11 protein-coding genes and 1 pseudogene are annotated in these 15,943 nt (G+C 57.6%); 5 read left to right on the forward strand and 7 right to left on the reverse strand.

Annotated features, from left to right (window positions below; translation table 11 throughout):
• Positions 1–104 precede the first annotated feature (104 nt).
• Positions 105–1,301: pseudogene (locus IEW52_RS14735) on the forward strand (electron transfer flavoprotein-ubiquinone oxidoreductase); the annotation flags it as partial.
• A 237-nt stretch (positions 1,302–1,538) separates the two neighbouring features.
• On the opposite strand, the gene IEW52_RS14740 reads toward IEW52_RS14735, so the two are convergent.
• The 7 genes from IEW52_RS14740 to IEW52_RS14770 form a co-directional block, all read right to left on the reverse strand.
• Entirely contained in the window at positions 1,539–2,300 is a 762-nt protein-coding gene (locus tag IEW52_RS14740) for a MauE/DoxX family redox-associated membrane protein (RefSeq protein WP_229667979.1), read from the reverse strand.
• 49 nt (positions 2,301–2,349) lie between these two features.
• Entirely contained in the window at positions 2,350–3,150 is an 801-nt protein-coding gene (locus IEW52_RS14745) for an SDR family NAD(P)-dependent oxidoreductase (RefSeq protein ID WP_188630845.1), read from the reverse strand.
• An 83-nt stretch (positions 3,151–3,233) separates the two neighbouring features.
• Entirely contained in the window at positions 3,234–4,172 is a 939-nt protein-coding gene (mmsB, locus tag IEW52_RS14750; RefSeq protein ID WP_188630846.1) for a 3-hydroxyisobutyrate dehydrogenase, read from the reverse strand.
• 11 nt (positions 4,173–4,183) lie between these two features.
• A complete protein-coding gene (locus tag IEW52_RS14755; RefSeq protein ID WP_188630847.1) occupies positions 4,184–5,311 on the reverse strand; it encodes an enoyl-CoA hydratase/isomerase family protein in 1,128 nt (375 codons plus the stop codon).
• A gap of 325 nt (positions 5,312–5,636) precedes the next feature.
• A complete protein-coding gene (locus IEW52_RS14760; RefSeq protein ID WP_188630848.1) occupies positions 5,637–6,791 on the reverse strand; it encodes an acyl-CoA dehydrogenase family protein in 1,155 nt (384 codons plus the stop codon).
• 204 nt (positions 6,792–6,995) lie between these two features.
• On the reverse strand, positions 6,996–8,489 hold the full coding sequence (locus tag IEW52_RS14765) for a CoA-acylating methylmalonate-semialdehyde dehydrogenase (protein WP_188630849.1): 1,494 nt from the start codon (positions 8,487–8,489) through the stop codon (positions 6,996–6,998).
• Between the two features lie 31 nt (positions 8,490–8,520).
• Complete coding sequence (locus IEW52_RS14770; RefSeq protein ID WP_188630850.1) at positions 8,521–9,702, reverse strand: acetyl-CoA C-acyltransferase; 1,182 nt, start codon at positions 9,700–9,702, stop codon at positions 8,521–8,523.
• Positions 9,703–9,982: 280 nt separating this feature from the next.
• Here IEW52_RS14770 and IEW52_RS14775 point away from each other — a divergent pair, with 280 nt between their 5' ends.
• From IEW52_RS14775 to IEW52_RS14790, 4 genes are all read left to right on the forward strand, one after another.
• Positions 9,983–11,122, forward strand: coding sequence for an isovaleryl-CoA dehydrogenase (locus IEW52_RS14775; protein WP_308424536.1), 1,140 nt, complete (start codon positions 9,983–9,985; stop codon positions 11,120–11,122).
• 250 nt (positions 11,123–11,372) lie between these two features.
• Complete coding sequence (locus IEW52_RS14780; RefSeq protein WP_188630852.1) at positions 11,373–12,977, forward strand: carboxyl transferase domain-containing protein; 1,605 nt, start codon at positions 11,373–11,375, stop codon at positions 12,975–12,977.
• Between the two features lie 8 nt (positions 12,978–12,985).
• Positions 12,986–13,783, forward strand: a complete 798-nt coding sequence (locus IEW52_RS14785; protein ID WP_188630853.1) for an enoyl-CoA hydratase-related protein — start codon at positions 12,986–12,988, stop codon at positions 13,781–13,783.
• A complete protein-coding gene (locus tag IEW52_RS14790; protein ID WP_194468893.1) occupies positions 13,776–15,791 on the forward strand; it encodes an acetyl/propionyl/methylcrotonyl-CoA carboxylase subunit alpha in 2,016 nt (671 codons plus the stop codon). The genes IEW52_RS14785 and IEW52_RS14790 overlap by 8 nt, the downstream gene beginning before the upstream one ends.
• Positions 15,792–15,943: the final 152 nt, after the last annotated feature.

The raw sequence follows: 15,943 nt of genomic DNA on the forward strand, positions 1-15,943 counted from the left end.
AAAATTTGCTCATCAAAACAGGCCGAATATACGTATGCAGTTTTATCCTGATTACCCAAAATAACAGAAACCCCACTTGCAGAAAGCGAGGTGTCCATATAAGTGTGTGCGGGGTATTAACCGGAGACCTGGGGGTGGCAGCCGACTGGACTGCTAAGACAAATCATGTGCCGGGCATGGAGCTGCGCGCTCCTTATACCCTGTTTGCCGAAGGCAGCCGTGGCCATATCGGCAAGGAGCTGATTGACCGCTTCAAGCTGGATGAAGGACGAGACCCGCAACATTATGCGCTGGGCATCAAAGAACTGTGGCAGGTTTCGCCCGAACGTCATCGACCCGGGCTGGTGATCCACGGCAGCGGCTGGCCGTTGACTGATGCCCAAGGCGGCTTTTTCATGTATCACGGCGATAATCAACAGCTGGCGGTGGGCTTGATTGTCGATCTCAACTATCGCAATCCCTGGCTCAGTCCGTTTGACGAGTTTCAGCGCCTTAAGCATCACCCCCTGCTGGCGCGCTATCTATATGACGGTAAGCGCCTGGCCTTTGGTGCTCGCGCGCTCACCAAGGGCGGCCTGAATTCGTTGCCGCGCATGACCATGCCGGGTGCCATGCTACTGGGTTGTAATGCCGGCACCCTGAATGGCGGCAAGATAAAAGGGATTCATACCGCCATGAAATCCGGCATGCTGGCGGCCGACACCCTGTTCAACAGCCTGACGGATCCGCAGATCAACCATCAGGCCACTCAGGCGCATTTTAATCGCGCATTCAAGGCCAGCTGGTTACGGAAAGAGCTGGAGCAAAGCAAGAGCTTCATCCCTGCACTGCACAAATTAGGCCCATGGTTGGGCGGCGCATTCAATTACCTTCATCATAACTGGCTGGGGGGCAAGCTGCCGTTTGCACTGCATGACCGCACGCCCGATCACGTTCGGCTTGAGCCGGCCGACCGGCACTCGAAAATCCCTTATGCCAGGCCCGATGGAGTCGTGTCTTTCGATCGTTTGTCGTCGGTGTATTTAGCCAATACCAGCCACCATGAAGATCAACCCTGCCATTTACGATTGGCGGATCCGCAGATTCCCCTGCAAAGCAATCTGCCCCTGTACCAGGAGCCGGCCCAGCGCTACTGCCCTGCGGGCGTCTACGAGATAGTGACTCAGGCCGGTGAGCCTCACTTTCAAATCAATGCCGCCAACTGCGTGCATTGCAAGGCCTGCGACATCAAGGATCCGGCACAGAACATCCGCTGGACGCCACCAGAAGGTGGCAGTGGGCCCAATTACCCCAATATGTAACCGCAAGCGGATGGCGAAAAAAGGCATAAAAAAATCCCTGAAGGCAGTGATTCTAATGACCGAAAAGAATCAATACATTCAGGGACATGGCAGTAATTATTATTATTTTTTGTGATTAACTCTGTTTAACGCAAGACACTTCCGCATGTATTGCGATGCAAAAATATTACGCTTATTTTCTGTACTAAACAAGTTATACTTTAGTTCTATCAACCTTCTACTCGTTGTAGATCGAGCTTACATCAGCCAATTTTTGATCAACATCCAACAGCCCATGCCCAGCATCAGCAGGTTTTCTGTGAGGGATATAAATCCCAGGGGCACCTTGCTGTCTCCTCCTACGCACGCGCACTTCAATTCGCGTTTATCGATATAAACCGCCTTGATCACCGACACGGCGCCAATAGTACCAATAACGATCGCCACGGGAGAAGCCAGCCAGAGCAAGGTGCCGGCGGTCATTAAAATACCCGCCAAGGCTTCGCCAAACGGATATAGCTTGCCGTAGGGCACCCAACGCTGCGCCAGCAAATCGTAATTGAGAAACATGATGGAAAAGCGCTCTACATCCTGCAATTTTTGCAGAGCAAGCAGACACATGGCGATGGCAATAAACCACTCGAATGCACGCCAGGTAAATAGATTGGCGAAACTGTACCAGGACAAGCCCAACGCCATCAGCAGCGCCATGGCAAAAATAGCAATCACCGGTTGATAAGACGTCTCGGAGCGCTCGGTTTCGGGTTTTATCTCCCCCAGATACACTCTTAATTCCTCATAACCACCGATGCGCTTATCCGAAATAAAGGTTTGCGGCGTGGTATCCACCCCATGCTCTTCCATAAAGGCGTCGGTTTCTGCTCGTGTACTCAAGTGATGGTCTTCCACCTTAAATCCCCGGCGCTCCAGCAGGTCTTTCGATTTGAGGCCATAAGGGCAGATATGCTTGGGCATGACCATGCGATAGAGAATGGCGGTTTTTGTAGGACTGGCTGACATGTCACCTCCTTGCTGTTTGCGGTGTCATTACCGATGCTTGCTATCGTTGTTACCCTAGCAGAGCACAAGGACAGTTGACAAAAATGGGGTACAACCTGAGTCCGCCGTCCATTTCCAGTATCCGGCCGTGAAAGTAGTCGTTGTCTATGATGTATTGCAGGCTGTGCACCAGTTCATCGATCTCGGCCAGTCGCCCTGCAGGGATCTGCCGAGTTAGTCTTGCCATGACCTCGGGCTTCATTTGTGCCGTCATCTCGGTGGCAATGGCACCGGGCGCTATGCCGGCCACCCGGATGCCGTAACGACTGAGCTCTCCCGCCCAGCACACCACCAGTGCCGCCACGCCGGCTTTGGTCGCCGAATAATTACTTTGGCCACGATTACCCGCCCGCGCCACCGAGGAGATGTTTACAATCAGGCCGCCCTTGTCCAGCTCGGCCATGTGCGCCGCCGCCTCTCGGCCACAGAGAAAAGTACCGGTCAGATTCACCTCCAGCACCGACTGCCACTGCGTCAGGCTCATCTTGCTGACCAATTTTCCGTCTTGCCATTTCACCAGCAGCGCGTCTTGCATCAGGCCGGCATTATTGACCAATAGTTGTAGCCCGTGCAGTTCTCGCACCAGTTGGCCAAAGGTCTGCACCACCTGCTCTTCATCGCTGATATCACACAGGTATACGCCGACCCGCGCCCCTTTGGCCGCGATCATTTCGCCGGTTTTTGCCAAATCCTGTTCATTGTTGTCAAGCAGCGCCAGCACGGCGCCCTTTGCTGCCAGATGCAGCGCCATTGCCTGACCCAGGCCTCTTCCGGCGCCGGTAATGGCGACCACCTTGCCTTTGATGTCCATCGCGACTCTCCTGTTACTCTTGCTCGTGTTTGCCTATCGGCAACCGGGCGCTGACTATTGCTGCTTAACCTTTCCTGCTGGGACTATTTCTGCTGAGGCTCTTTCTTTTGAAACCCTTTCTTTTGATACCCTTTCTTCTGAAATAGGGTCAACAGGCTGGAAAAGTCGAGCTCCTCGGCTCCTGCCACCTGATGGAGATCGAACAGCGCCTTGGCCGCCGCCCCCATGGGCACCGGCGAGCGAGTTTCCCGACCAAGATCCATGGCCAGGTCCAGATCCTTGCACATCAATCGGACTTTAAAACCTCCACTGTAGCTCTGTGCAGCCGGTACCTTGTCCATGACGCCCGGCACCGGGTTGTAGTGTTGCAGCACCCAATTATCCCCCGAGCTTTGTTGCATGATCTCGGACAGCACCCGAGGATCCAGGCCATTATTGATGCCCATGTTCAGCGCTTCGCAGGTGCCGGCCATTTGCACCGCCAACAACATGTTATTGCAGGCCTTGGCCATTTGCCCGGCTCCGTGACCGCCCGCATGCAGCACCTTGCTCCCCATCAGGCTTAATACCGGCTGAGCCCGAGCAAACTGCGCCGCCGAACCGCCCACGATAAAGGTCAGGGTGCCGGCTTGGGCGCCCGCCACGCCACCGGAAACGGGTGCGTCGAGAAAATCCAGCCCATGTTCGACGGCCTTGTCTGCCATGGTCTTGGCGGTGCTGGCCTCTATGGTGGAGCAGTCGATGACCAGTGTATTGACCGACATAGCGGCAAACAAAGACTGCTGGCCACTCATGTACACGGCCTCCACCTGAGCACCGGTTTGCAACATGGTGATCACCACCTCGGCCTGTTCTACGGCGGCTAGCGCAGAGCCGGCGGGCACTGCACCTAACTTGCTCACTCGCGCCATGGCTTCGGCTTGCAGATCAAAGACCTGCACCCTGTGCCCCGCCTGCAGCAAATTGGCCACCATGGGCGCGCCCATATTGCCCAAGCCGATAAATGCGATGTTGGCCTTCATAGAAACCTCCGTTACAAGTCCATCAGTGGACTCATCGCCCAGGGTGACTCGAACAGCGCGTTCAGCAGCGAGTCGTCCACCTGCGCCAGACTGCTGAAAGTCCAGTCAGGCAACTGATCCTTGTCGATCAATCGCGCCCGTACCCCTTCAGCAAATTCTCGACACCGGCACAACTGCACCGACAGCGCCAATTCTTTTTGAAAGACTTCCGCCAACGAACAATGCCGACAGCGGCGCAATTGCTTGGCAATCACCGCCATGGCCAGCGGGCTGCCTGCCGCCAGATTTTGCTGAACCTTGTGATACCAGGGATCGTCACTCTCAGCGCCAACTAACGCCGCCACCTGGTCTTGCAACTGGTCTTTATCCAGCAGCCGACGGATCTGCGACTGATGAGATTGCAAGGGAGCAGGCAAATCGGCAAAGGCCGCCACCGAAGCAGCCTCGAACTGGCGTAACACCCCATTCACCGCCACCTCGGGCTGGCACCAGTCTGTTATTGCCAGCAGGGCGGGCAGCAACTGCTCCCTTTTATCGGTCGCAATCATCCGATTGCCCCACCCCAACCAGTCAGCATCACGGGCATTAATGGCGCACCCGGTAAGGGCAATAAACTCCCCCAACCCCGGCGGCAACCGATTGAGAAACCAGCTGCCCCCCACATCCGGATACAGCCCTATGGCCGCCTCCGGCATCGCCAGCCGACTGGTCTCGGTGACGATGCGATGCGAGCTGGCCATCAACAGCCCCATGCCGCCGCCCATAACGATGCCGCCGCCCCAGCACAGCACCGGCTTGCCAAAGGTATGCAACAGGTAATCGAGCCGATATTCCTGCTCAAAAAAACGTACCGCCAACTCGGGGATAGGCGTCAATCCCCGCTCATCGGTAGGCCCGGCATTAACCATGGCGTGATACAGACTCACCACATCCCCCCCGGCGCAGAAGGCCCTGTCACCGGCCCCATCCAGCAGCACCGCCACCAGCTGCGGATCCCGCTGCCAGGCTGTCAGAATCGGCAGCATCTGCTCTATCATCGTCAAGGTCAGGGCATTGAGACTGCGTTCGGCATTCAGCCGGATATGGCCGATGCGATTACCACCTTCAGTGGCGTATTCCTCGATGATCAAGCTGCTCATGCATTCTCCTTATAGCCTCATACCTATGCCTCAGGGGAAACAGGGCCACCTCTACCGACACGCTACGAGTACATCAGTGTAAGCTCACACATGCCATCCATGGCATGTGACGGTCGGCGGAGGAAGTCCCTGTTATCCCTTGAATGACTCGGAGTCGCCTGTTGGCGGTGTCTTCAGACGACTCTGCGGCCATGAGGAGGGCAAAGAGATCTGCTCCGCCGACCTTCCGTTTCAGGGATGAAACGGAGAGCGTACATGGAAGTATCCACAGCGTGTCGGAGGAGCAGGTCTTTGTCCGACTTGTGCCCCTTTTCCACAATCACCGTCACAACTCCCCGCTTCCTTCCGCCAGTATCCGCCTGGCAATCAGCAGTTTCATGATCTCGTTGGTGCCTTCCAGAATGCGATGCACCCGGGTATCGCGCAGGTAGCGTTCCAGTGGATACTCCTTGATATAACCGTAGCCGCCATACAGCTGCAGCGCCTGATCACAAACCTTGAAACCCACATCGGTGGCAAAACGCTTGGCCATGGCGCAATAAGTACCGGCATCCGGGTGCGCCCCATCCAGCTTGCTGGCCGCAAAGCGCACCAGTTGCCGGGCAGCCACCAGCTCGGTCGCCATGTCGGCCAGAGTAAACTGCAACGCCTGAAACTCGGCCAGCTTGCGGCCAAACTGGCTGCGCTCCTGCATATATTGCCGGGCTTTGTTGAGCGCCTGCTGCGCCGTGCCCAGCGAGCAACTGGCAATATTGATGCGCCCGCCATCCAGCCCTTTCATGGCGATGAGAAAGCCTTCGCCCTCTTGCCCCAGCAACTGATCGGCGGGCACCTTGACCTGATTAAAGGTCACGGTACGGGTTGGCTGGCTATTCCAGCCCATTTTGTGTTCGGCGCGACCGTATTCTATTCCCGGGCTGTTGGCATCCAGTACCAAGGCAGAAATCCCCCTGGCTCCTGTCCCGCCCGTACGTGCCATCACCACCAGCACCTGAGTGCTGCCGGCGCCGGAAATAAACATCTTGCTGCCGGTCAGTTGATAATGCTCCCCGACCCGTTGTGCCCGCGTCGTCAGTGCCGCCGCATCGGATCCGGCATTGGCTTCGGTTAAACAATAAGAGGCCAATAGCTGCCCGCAGGTCAGCCCCTCACCAAAGCGCGACCAGACCGCTGATGTGCCAAAACTGGCCACCATCCAGGTGACCATATTATGAATGGTGAGAAAGGCAGTGGTGGAGGTACAGCCCATGGCCAGGCGCTCGAAAATCAGGCTGGCATCGAGTCGACTCAGCCCCAGGCCACCGGCGGCTTCTGGGGTATAAAGGGCACAAAAGCCCAGCGCCCCCGCGTGCTGCAACACATCGACAGGAAAATGATGGTCTTTGTCCCAGGCGGCGGCATGGGGCTCAAGTTCGTGTCGGGCAAAGCCCTCGGCCAACTCAACGAAGGCCCGCTGCTCATCACTCAGTTCAAAGTCCATAAACCCTCCTGAAAAAAGCATTCAGCTGTAAGCAGTTAGCGGTCAGAAAATACCAAGACCAGAGCAAGCCCATAAACCCCTAATGAAAAACCGAGATCCTGATGTTCATCAGGAAGACGGCCAAACAACCCAAAGCCGACAACAGCCAGTATTTGTCTTTGACTTGGTATTTACTTACCGCTGACAGCTTATGGCTGACCGCGGTCACTTAAGGTCTATCGTCATGTTTGGATCGCTGCAGGCTTCGTCATCAAACCAGCGGGCGGTCACGGTTTTGGTCTCGGTATAAAAACGCACCGCCTGTTTGCCGTAGGCGTGCAGGTCACCGTAAAAAGAGTTGCGCCAGCCGGTGAACGAGAAAAACGGCAAGGGCACGGGAATCGGCACATTGATGCCCACCTGTCCCACCTGAACCTGCTGCTGATATTGGCGAGCCGCCGCACCCGAGGCGGTAAATATCGCGGTGCCATTGCCATAGGGATTGGCGTTCACCAGGGCGATGGCCTCGGCCAGACTGTCTACCGTCATTACCAACAGCACCGGGCCAAAAATCTCTTCTTTATAGAGGGTCATGTCGGTGGTGACGTCACTGAATAACGTTGGGCCCAGCCAGTTACCATGGGGATAATCCGCCACTTCTACCTGGCTGCCATCCAGCAGGCAGGTCGCCCCTTGCTGCTTACCCCTGGCAATCAGACCCAGCACTCTTTTCTTCGCCGCTGGGCTGATTAACGGGCCGTAACCGGCGTTGGCATCATTCCAGACGCCCGGCTTCACCCTGGCCATGGCCTCGGTTAAATCGGGCAGCCAATCGGCCGCCTTGCCCACCAACACCGCCACCGAAATCGCCATGCAACGCTGCCCTGCCGCTCCCACCGAGGCCCCCACCAGGTTATTGATGACCTGCTGCTTGTTGGCGTCGGGCAACACCACCAAATGATTTTTAGCCCCCGCAAACACCTGCGCCCGCTTTAGCTGCTGGGTGGCCGCGCGATACACCTGCTGCCCCGCCGCTACCGAGCCCACAAAAGACACGGCACGTACCTCTGGCTGCGCCAGCAATTGCTCGGCTACCTCTTGGCCACCGTGTATCACCTGTAACAGCCCATTGGGCGCACCGGCCTCATAAAACAGCTCCGCCAGCCGCATCGGCACCAAAGGCACCTGCTCTGACGGTTTCAGAACAAAGGTGTTACCGCAGGCAATGGCCAGCGGAAACATCCACAGCGGTATCATGGCGGGAAAGTTAAAGGGCGTTATGCCCACACACACGCCCAGCGGCTGGCTAAAACTGTAACAGTCCACGCCGCTGGCCACGTTCATCTGGGTTTCGCCCATGCTCAGCGCCGCAATATTGGCGGCCTGCTCCACCACTTCTATGCCGCGCCATACATCGCCCTTGGCATCGTCAAAGGTTTTGCCGGTGTCCTGACTCAGCAAATAGGCAATATCTTCGTGCTGTTCTTTGAGCAGCGCCTGATAACTCAGCATCAGCCGTGCCCGCTCCGGCACGGGCGTGGCTTGCCAGCGGATAAACGCCTGGCTGGCAGCCTGCACCGCAGCCGTTATTTCTGTAACGGTGGCACAAGGCAGACGAGCAATGACTTTCTGGGTAGCCGGATTATGCACCTCCAGCCATTGCTCGGTTTGGCTGGCCATCAGAGCGCCATTGATCGATAACGGGATCTGATACGTCATGGTTTCATCCTTTTAATTGGAATTATGTCCACTAGACTAGTTCCAGCGCCACGGCGGTGGCCTCGCCGCCGCCAATGCACAGCGCCGCCACACCTCTGGTCAGGCCGCGATGGCGCAGCGCATGGATCAGGGTCACCAGAATCCGTGCCCCACTAGCACCTATGGGGTGCCCCAGGGCGCAGGCGCCGCCATTGACGTTCACTTTATTTTCATCCAGCCCCAGCTCGCTGATCGCCAGCAAGGTCACCACGGCAAAGGCTTCATTTATTTCATATAAATCCACTTCATCAGCCTGCCAGCCGACCTTGCTTAGCACCTTCTTGATGGCGCCAATAGGAGCCTGTGTAAACTCTGCCGGCAGCTGGGCATGAGTCGCATGGGCCAACACTCTCGCCCACGGTACAAGGCCGAGGGCCTTAGCCTGAGTTGCCGTGGTTAACACCAGGGCGGCGGCGCCGTCGGAAATGGAACTGGAGTTGGCGGCGGTAATGGTGCCGTTGTGACTGAAGGCGGGTTTAAGGTGGGGTATTTTGTCGGGCCTCGCCTTGCCCGGTTGCTCGTCCACATTCACCACTGTGTTGCCGTGGCGTGTCTCGACCTTGACCGGGGTGATTTCGGTGACAAAGTCCCCTCCGGCGATGGCGTGCTGCGCGCGGGCGAGCGACATCAGGGCGAAATCGTCCATGGCGGTGCGACCGATGGCAAACTGATCAGCGGTGCGCTGGGCAAAAGCCCCCATCAAACCGCCCTCATAGGCATCTTCCAGGCCATCCAAAAACAGATGATCCAGCAGGCTGGCGTGCCCCATGCGCAGCCCGGCTCTCGCCTTGGGCAACAAGTAAGGTGCCTGGCTCATGCTTTCCATGCCGCCAGCCACCATCAGCGAGCTGCTGCCCGACTTGAGCTGGTCATGCGCCAGCATCACGGCTTTCATGCCCGAGCCACACATTTTATTGACCGTAGTACAAGGTACGCTGTTTGGTAACCCCGCCGCCAGGACGGCCTGGCGCGCCGGTGCCTGGCCCAATCCGGCCGACAGAACACAGCCCATAAGCACTTCATCGACCTGTTCCGGCTTTACCCCCGCCCTGTGTACGGCGGCGGCAATGGCCGCGGCGCCAAGCGCAGGTGCCGACACCGAACTGAGCTCGCCAAGCAGGGCTCCCATGGGCGTACGCGCAGCGCCGACGATGACGATATCTTCTTTGTTCATGGTCAGATATTCCTCAGCTAAGCTATGCCTTATATGGCACCGACTCGTTACCAGCGACTCGCCGGTGCCCTTTAAAGAAGCAAGTACCCTGAATTATTCACGTCTTTGGCGCTGGGTCTGTTTTCAAGTTTAGTCGAACCCGATTGCCCCATGACAACTATAGTTAATGGCAGAAAAACGGTAACAAACGAAACCAGACATTGGTTTTATTGAACAGGCCGCTGTCATACAGGAGGATGCCATGACGTCTTATTCGCCATTGAACTGTTCGCCGCTAAATATGGGGCTGGATGACACCCTGGTGATGCTGCGCGCGCAGGTGGCTGCCTTTGCCGCCCATGAAATTGCGCCACTGGCCGCAGCCATTGACCAAGACAATCGCTTCCCCATTGAGCTATGGCCCAAGCTGGGCGAAATGGGACTGTTTGGCATTACGGTGGCCGAAGAGTATGGCGGGGTTAACATGGGGTATCTGGCGCATGTGCTGGCCATGGAAGAGCTGAGCCGCGCCTCCGCCTCTGTCGGTTTGTCCTATGGCGCGCACTCCAACCTGTGTGTGAATCAAATTCATCGCCACGGCAGCGAGCAGCAAAAGCAGCAGTATTTACCGGCGCTGCTCAGCGGTGAGCACATAGGCGCCCTGGCGATGTCGGAGCCGGGAGCCGGATCCGATGTGGTGTCGATGAAGCTGCAGGCCCGCGCCGATGGCGATCATTTTGTGTTGAACGGCAACAAGATGTGGATCACCAATGGTCCCGAAGCCCAGGTCGTGGTGGTGTACGCCAAAACCGACAGCCAGGCCGATGCGCGTGGCATCAGTGCCTTTATTGTCGAGCGCGGTACCCCGGGCTTCAGCCATGCGCAAAAGTTAGACAAACTCGGCATGCGCGGCTCCAGCACCTGCGAGCTGGTGTTTCAAAATTGCCGTGTGCCCAAAGCCAATCTGCTGGGTCCGCTTAATGGCGGCGTTGAAGTGCTGATGAGCGGCCTGGATTACGAGCGCCTGGTACTGGCCGGCGGCCCGCTGGGCATTATGCAGGCAGCCATGGATCTGGCCCTGCCCTATGTGCGCGAGCGCAAGCAGTTTGGCCAGGCCATCGGCGAATTTCAGCTGGTGCAAGGCAAACTGGCCGATATGTATACCCACATGAATGCCGCCCGCTGCTATACCTATATGACTGCCATGGCGGCAGATAAAGGTCAGCTGTCTCGCAAAGACGCCGCCGGGGTAATTTTACTGGCGGCCGAAACCGCTACTCGACTGGCACTGGATACCATTCAACTGTTGGGCGGCAATGGCTACATCAATGAGTTTGCCGCCGGTCGCCTGTTGCGCGACGCCAAGTTATACGAAATTGGTGCCGGTACCTCGGAAATCCGCCGCATGCTGATTGGCCGCGAGTTAGTACACAACAGATGATGCCAGGCTAATGCACGAAATCTAAAGAGAAAAGAGACAAGGGAATGGGGAATGGGGAATGGGGAATGGGGAATGGGGAATGGGGAATGGGGAATGGGGAATGGGGAATGGGGAATGGGGAATGGGGAATGGGGAAAGTAAACGTTAGCTCCTGGTCTTCATCTTCATTTTTCCGTGGGTTCCGTGGATTCCGTGGCGAGAGCGTTTTTAGGTTTGATAAATAACACGTAAGCACCTGCAGGAGTCCTGGATGACGATACTGCCTGATAACATCAATCCCGACGCGTATGAATTCAAGGCCAATCATCAGGCCATGGCGGCAGAAGTGGCGGCGCTGCACACCTTGGTGGCCCAGATTGCCGAAGGCGGCGGCGAAGCCAATCAGGCCCGCCACCGGCAAAGGGGCAAGCTGTTGGCCCGCGAACGTATTCGCGAGCTGCTCGACCCAGGCGCGTCTTTTCTGGAGCTGTCGCCGCTGGCCGCCCATCAGGTGTATGACGAGGCGGTGCCTGCTGCGGGCCTGCTCACCGGCATTGGCCGCGTTAGCGGTATCGAGTGCATGGTTGTCGCCAACGACGCCACGGTAAAAGGCGGCACCTATTATCCGCTAACGGTCAAGAAACACTTGCGCGCTCAGGAAATTGCCGAACGCTGTCACCTGCCCTGCATTTATCTGGTCGACTCGGGCGGCGCGCATTTACCCAGTCAGGCCGAGGTGTTTCCCGATCGCGATCATTTTGGCCGCATCTTCTTCAATCAGGCGCGCATGTCGGCCGCCAATATCCCGCAGCTGGCGGTGGTGATGGGCTTGTGTACCGCCGGTGGCGCCTATGTACCGGCCATGGCAGACGAGTCCATCATAGTGCGCCATCAGGGCACCATTTTTTTGGGCGGCCCGCCCCTGGTACAGGCGGCCACCGGCGAAGTGGTGAGTGCCGACGCGCTGGGCGGCGCCGAGGTGCATACCCAGCAATCGGGGGTGGCGGATCATATCGCAGAAAACGACCGCCATGCGCTGTGGCTGACACGCCGACTGGTGGCCAACTTGCGTCGTTCCCCGCTGCCATCTCCCGCACAAGCGCCCCTGCCCCCTCGCTATCCCACTGAGCAGTTGTACGGCATCGCCGGTACCGATTTGCGCAAGGCCATGGATGTGCGCGCCGTGATTGCCCGGCTGATCGATGACTCGGCCTTCGATGAATTCAAACGCGATTATGGCAGCAGTCTGGTCACCGGCTTTGCGCATCTGCATGGCTATGCGGTGGGCATTATTGCCAACAATGGCATTTTATTCAGCGAGTCGGCGCAAAAGGGCGCGCACTTTATCGAGCTCTGTTGCCAGCGCGGCATCCCCTTGCTGTTTTTGCAAAACATTACCGGCTTTATGGTGGGTAAAAAATACGAGGCCGAAGGCATAGCCAAGCACGGTGCCAAGTTGGTGATGGCGGTGGCCTGCGCCAAGGTACCCAAGATCACTCTGATTATCGGCGGCAGTTTTGGTGCCGGTAACTATGGCATGTGTGGCCGGGCCTTTGACCCCGATTTTGTGTGGCTGTGGCCCAACGCCCGCATCTCGGTGATGGGCGGGGAGCAAGCCGCCGGCGTGCTCGCAACTGTGCGGCGACACGCCAAAGAAAAAGCCGGTGAATGCTGGAGCCAGACCGACGAAGACAACTTCAAGGCGCCCATTATCAAACGCTACGAACAACAAGGTCATCCCTGGTATGCCAGCGCCCGTTTATGGGACGACGGCGTGATTGACCCCGTCGACAGTCGCCGCGTACTGGCCATGAGTCTGGCCGTGGCACTGAACCGCCCCATCCCCGACACCCGGTTTGGGGTGTTTCGCATGTAGGAGGCGAGATGAGCGATCCGGTATTACTTGAAGCCCGTCCAAATGGAGTGGTTGAGTTGATTCTCAATCGACCCGAACAAGGTAATGCGCTGAACGAAAGCATGATCGACGCCATGGCCGACGCCTTGCGCCAGGCCGAGAATATTCCCTCGTTACGGTTGCTGATCATCAAAAGCCTTGGCAAGCACTTTAGCGCCGGTGCCGATCTTAACTGGATGCAACAGGCTCGCCAGCTGACCCAAGAGCAGAATGTCGCGGATGCACGTAAGCTGGCCAGGTTATTACAGCAGATCGATGTCTTTGCTCATCCCGTACTGGCGCTGGTGCAAGGTGCGGCCTATGGCGGTGCCCTGGGGATTATCAGCTGCTGCGACCTGGTTGTCGCGAGCGCCAACAGTCGTTTCTGCTTCAGTGAAGTACGATTGGGACTGATCCCCGCCACCATCAGCCCCTATGTATTGCGCGCCATGGGGCAACGTCAGGCCAGGCGCTATTTGCTCACCGCCGAAGTGATCACCGCTCCAGCCGCCGAGCGATTGGGCTTGATCCATTGTACCGCCGCCCCAGCGCAGAGCCTGAATGACGCGGCCGCCGAGCTCATTGGTTCGCTATTACGCAACGGCCCCGCCGCCATGAGCGCCGCCAAGCATTGGTTACAACAGCTAGCCGAGCAGCCCATCACTGCCGAGCTCATCGAGCGCAGCGCCCAGCGCCTGGCCGAGGTGCGCGTTAGCGACGAAGCGCAGCAAGGGTTAAGCGCCTTCTTGCAACAAAGACCCGCCGCCTGGGAGGATGACAATGCCTGATGCCACTGCTGCCCGCCTGTTTAACAAAATATTGATTGCCAACAGAGGCGAAATTGCCTGTCGCATCATCCGTACCTGCCGCCAACTTGGCATAGCTACTTTGGCCGTGTATTCCGCCGCCGACGCGGATGCTATTCATGTAGCAGAGGCAGATGAGGCCTGGTATCTGGGTCCGGCCCCTGCCACCGACAGTTACCTCAGGCAGGATAGATTGCTGGAAATTGCCAAGGCCAGTGGCGCCGAGGCGATACACCCGGGTTATGGCTTTTTATCGGAAAATGCCGACTTTGCCCGAGCCTGTACCGAACAAGGCATTGTTTTTATCGGCCCGCCCGCTGCGGCCATCAGCGCCATGGGCTCCAAGTCGGCGGCCAAAACCCTGATGAGCGCCGCCGGCGTGCCAGTCGTTCCTGGCTTTCATGAAGATCTGCAGGATCCGGTTCTATTACGCCAGGCCGCCGAACGCTGCGGGTTTCCGCTGTTGCTGAAGGCCGTGGCCGGTGGCGGCGGCAAGGGCATGCGGCTGGTCGAACAATTGAGCGAATTTGATGAGGCGCTGGCCGCCGCCAAGCGGGAAGCCAGAGCCGCCTTTGGCGACGATGCCATGCTGCTGGAGCGCTACCTACCTCAAGCTCGCCATATAGAAGTACAGATTTTTTGTGACATGTTTGGTCAGGGAATTTACCTGGGCCAGCGCGATTGCTCGCTGCAACGACGCCAGCAAAAAGTGATTGAAGAGGCGCCGGCGCCTGACTTGCCGCACGACATTGCCATTGCCATGGGCGAGGCGGCGGTGCGAGCAGCCCTGGCCATCGATTATTGCGGCGCCGGCACGGTGGAGTTTTTATATCTCGACGACGGCCAGTTCTTCTTTATGGAAATGAATACCCGGCTGCAAGTGGAGCATCCGGTGACTGAGCTGATTACCGGACTCGATTTAGTCGACTGGCAGCTGCGCATTGCTGCCGGTCAGCCCTTGCCGTTAAGCCAATCCCAGGTCACCATTCAAGGCCACGCCATTGAAGTACGGGTGTATGCCGAAGATCCGGCCCGGCAATTTTTACCTGCCGCCGGCCACTTGCACTATCTGCATGAACCACCCACGACCCCCTCGACTTATGGTCCCGTGATTAGACTGGATACCGGTGTTCGCCAGGGCGACTGCATCGGCATTTATTATGACCCCTTGATCGCCAAGTTGATCGTCTGGGCCCCCACCCGCTCAGGCGCACTGCGCCATTTGGCCCGCGCGCTGGCCGAATATCGCATTGGCGGCGTGCGCACCAACGTCGGCTTCTTGACCCGTTTAGTGGCCTTGCCGGCCTTGCACAACGCCGAGTTACACACCCGCTTTATTGCCGAACATGAGGCCGAGCTGTCTGCGCCGGCGGCATTGAGTTGTTCGCAACAGCTGGCGCTGGCGGCTGCCTTTTTACTGTTAAGCGAGCGGACAACGCAAAAAAATGCAGACTGCTCACCCTTTGCCGACCATCAGGGCTGGTGGCTCAATCTGCCCGCCCGGCGCATGGTTGAACTGGTGCAGGAGGAGAAAACGCATCGACTGACGGTAAGCCCGCAAACAGATGGCTGGCAGATGCAGCTGGATGATGCACAACACACCCTTACCGCTACCCTGACCGAAGACCAACTGGACGCGGTGCTGGATCAGCGGCCACTGCGCTGCTATCTCGCTCGGCACCAGGATCAGTTGTGGTTGTTTTATCAGGGGGAGCGCTTCGATATACAGCTGGCTCGCCCGCAATTTTCATCCAGCGCACACGCCGCGGCCGACAGCCTGCAGGCCCCCATGCCGGGTGTGATCAGCCAGCTTAAGGTAGCCGTGGGCGACACGATCGAGGCAGGCCAAACACTGTTGATTATGGAGGCAATGAAAATGGAGCACGCCATTCGTGCTCCCACCGCGGGCAGGGTGGCCGAGCTGTATTATCGCCAAGGCAGCCAGGTAGCCGAAGGCAGTGAGCTGTTACGCATAGAGGCGGATTCATAATTATGTAAAAGACGGACAAATGGCCTGCTCCACCGACTCGCTGCAAGCATATATGGACACCTCGCTTTCTGCAAGTGGGGTTTCTGTTATTTTGGGTAATCAGGATAAAACTGCATACGTATATTCGGCCTGTTTTGATGAGCAAATTTTGT

The organism is Oceanisphaera marina, from assembly GCF_014643915.1.
Lineage (GTDB): Bacteria > Pseudomonadota > Gammaproteobacteria > Enterobacterales > Aeromonadaceae > Oceanimonas > Oceanimonas marina.